The organism is Nocardia tenerifensis NBRC 101015, from assembly GCF_000308715.1.
Classification (GTDB): domain Bacteria; phylum Actinomycetota; class Actinomycetes; order Mycobacteriales; family Mycobacteriaceae; genus Nocardia; species Nocardia tenerifensis.
Window position 1 is genome coordinate 1 of the sequence record NZ_BAGH01000132.1, and the last position, 2,349, is coordinate 2,349.

Annotated in this window: 3 protein-coding genes; 2 read left to right on the forward strand and 1 reads right to left on the reverse strand. The window is 69.6% G+C overall.

Annotated elements, in window-relative coordinates; all coding sequences use genetic code 11:
* Together ON39_RS11200 and ON39_RS11205 are read left to right on the forward strand one after the other, a co-directional pair.
* Positions 1 to 289, forward strand: a 289-nt coding sequence (locus ON39_RS11200; protein ID WP_040733448.1) for an IclR family transcriptional regulator domain-containing protein, incomplete at its 5' end; no start/stop codon positions are given.
* A gap of 2 nt (positions 290 to 291) precedes the next feature.
* On the forward strand, positions 292 to 699 hold the full coding sequence (locus ON39_RS11205) for a RidA family protein (RefSeq protein WP_040733450.1): 408 nt from the start codon (positions 292 to 294) through the stop codon (positions 697 to 699).
* A 97-nt stretch (positions 700 to 796) separates the two neighbouring features.
* On the opposite strand, the gene ON39_RS50035 is transcribed toward ON39_RS11205, so the two are convergent.
* The coding region (locus tag ON39_RS50035) for an ABC transporter ATP-binding protein (RefSeq protein WP_218006159.1) at positions 797 to 2,349 on the reverse strand (1,553 nt) is incomplete at its 5' end.

Sequence of the window (2,349 nt, forward strand, 5' to 3'; positions counted from 1 at the left end):
GCGGACCATCCGCACGCCCGAGCGCTACCTGATCGAGCTGGAAAAGGTTGCCGCCCTTGGTTACGCGGAGGACCACGAGGAGCACGAGAGCTTCGTCAACTGCATCGGCGTCCCGGTGCGCAACGGCACCGGCACCGTGGTCGCCGCGGTCTCCATGTCGGTGCCGGACATGCTGCTCGACCACGATCAGGTGCTGGCCGAGCTGCCGCGGGTTCGCGCGGCGGCCGACGCCATCTCCGCCGAGCTCGGCTGGAACCCCGGCCGCGCCACCACATCCACGAAAGGCTGACCATGAGTGAGAAGATCGCCGTCCGCACCACCGACGCGCCCGCGCCCGCGCACACGTTCTCGCAGGGGGTGCGCAAGGGGCCGTTCGTGCAGGTCTCCGGGCAGGGGCCGGTGGATCCGGTCACCAACGAGTACCTGTACCCGGGCGACGTTGCGGCACAGACGATTCGCACTCTGCAGAACGTGAAGGCGATCATCGACGCCAGCGGCGCGACGTTCGACGATGTGGTGATGCTGCGCGTCTACCTGACCACCCGCGACGACTTCGCCGCGATGAACGAGGCCTACGGCGAGTTCGTCGTCGCCAACACCACCGGCGATGTATTGCCCAGCCGCACCACCGTTTTCACGGGGCTGCCGCGCGAGGAGATGCTGGTCGAGATCGACGCGATCGCCGTCGTCACGGAGTAGTAGAGATAAAGCAGCCGCCCCGGCCGGGTAGGTCGGGGCGGCTGCGTCCGCGTCGCGTAGTCAGCCGCGACGCGGGGCCTGGGTTCGGCTGTGGCCCTTAGACCTTCGCAGCCAGTTCCTTCTCGACGGAGGCCGCGACATCGCCGGTCTCGTCTTCTTCCGCCTCGTCCGCCGACGAGCCGCCGCCGAGCACGCCCGCGCCGGGGATCGCGTCCAGCAGTTGACGCGTGTACTGGTCGGCGGGCGCGGTGAGCACTTCCTCGACCGGACCCTGTTCCACCACACGACCGTTGCGCATCACCACGACCTCGTGGGCCAGCGCACGGACCACGGCCAGGTCGTGCGAGATGAACAGGTAGCTGACGCCGAGACGCTCCTGCAGGGAGGCGAGCAGGGTCAGAATCTGGTCCTGCACAAGCACATCCAGCGCCGACACCGCCTCGTCGCACACCACGAGCCTCGGCTCGATGGCGAGCGCGCGGGCGATCGCGACGCGCTGACGCTGGCCGCCGGACAGCTCGTTCGGGTAGCGGTGCGCCATCGCCGCGGGCAGCGCGACCTGGTCAAGGAGCTCGGTCACCCGGGCCCGGCGCGACTTCCGATCGCCGATGCCGAAGGCGCGCAACGGTTCCGCGATCAGGCGTTCGACCGTCCACATGGGGTCGAGCGAGGCGTACGGATCCTGGAACACCGGCTGCATCGCCAGCCGCGCCGCCCGCAGCCGCGCGCCGCGCAGCCCCACCATCTCCACCCCGTTCAGCTTGATGCTGCCCGAGGTGACCGGCACCAGACCCAGCACCATCCGCGCCGTCGTGGTCTTACCCGACCCCGACTCCCCCACGATCGCCGTGGTCCGCCCCCGAGCGATCGTGAACGAAACATCATCCACCGCCCGCAAAACCCCACCCCGTCCCCGGATCCGGTACTCCTTGCTGATACCGGAGACCACGAGAATCGGGGAATCCTTTGCAGGATCGGCGGTTACGGCCTTGTCGGCGGCGGCCTTGGCGACAGTGGAAGTCTCGGCGGCAGACTTGTCGGCGGCAACCTCCTTGCCGACAGACTTGCCGGCGACAGCAGTCTCGACAGCCGCTGCGGTAGCGGCCTCGTCGTCGGTGGCCTTCTCGGCAGCAGCCGTGTCGGCCGCGGCCTCGTCGCCAGCAGCCGGGTGAGCGGCGGGCTCGTCCCCAGCAGCAGCGTCAGCTGCGGCTGTCGCAGCAGTGCCTTTTCCGGCGGAATCCACAGCGGTGGCAACCTCATCCGCAGCAGCGCTATCGGCGGCAACCTCCTTGCCGCCAGCCTCGTCGGTGGCAACCTCGCTTGCCGCAGCACTGACAGCGGCACTCTTTTCGGCGGCGGCTGGGTCGGCTGAAACTTGGTTGGCGGCAGCGCTTTCGGTGACGACCTCATCGGAGGCCGAGTCCGCGACAAGCCCGACGGCGGGCGCGCCGGTGCCGTCGCCGGCACCGGCGACGGCCGCCGCCTCGGTGGTGGCACCCTCATCAGTGTCACCCTCGGCGGCGGCCTCGCCGTCGGCGGCCTTGTCGGTAGCGGCCGTGTCTGCAGTGGTCGCCGGGGCGGCGGCCAGCTCGCTGACAGCGGGCTTGTCGGCGGGATTCGTATCGGCCGCAGCTTTGTCGGCGACGCCTT

What these genes read in the sequence shown, in the direction of transcription:
- ON39_RS11205 (WP_040733450.1), top strand. Translation starts at nt 292, where the DNA reads ATGAGTGAGAAGATCGCCGTCCGCACCACCGACGCGCCCGCGCCCGCG.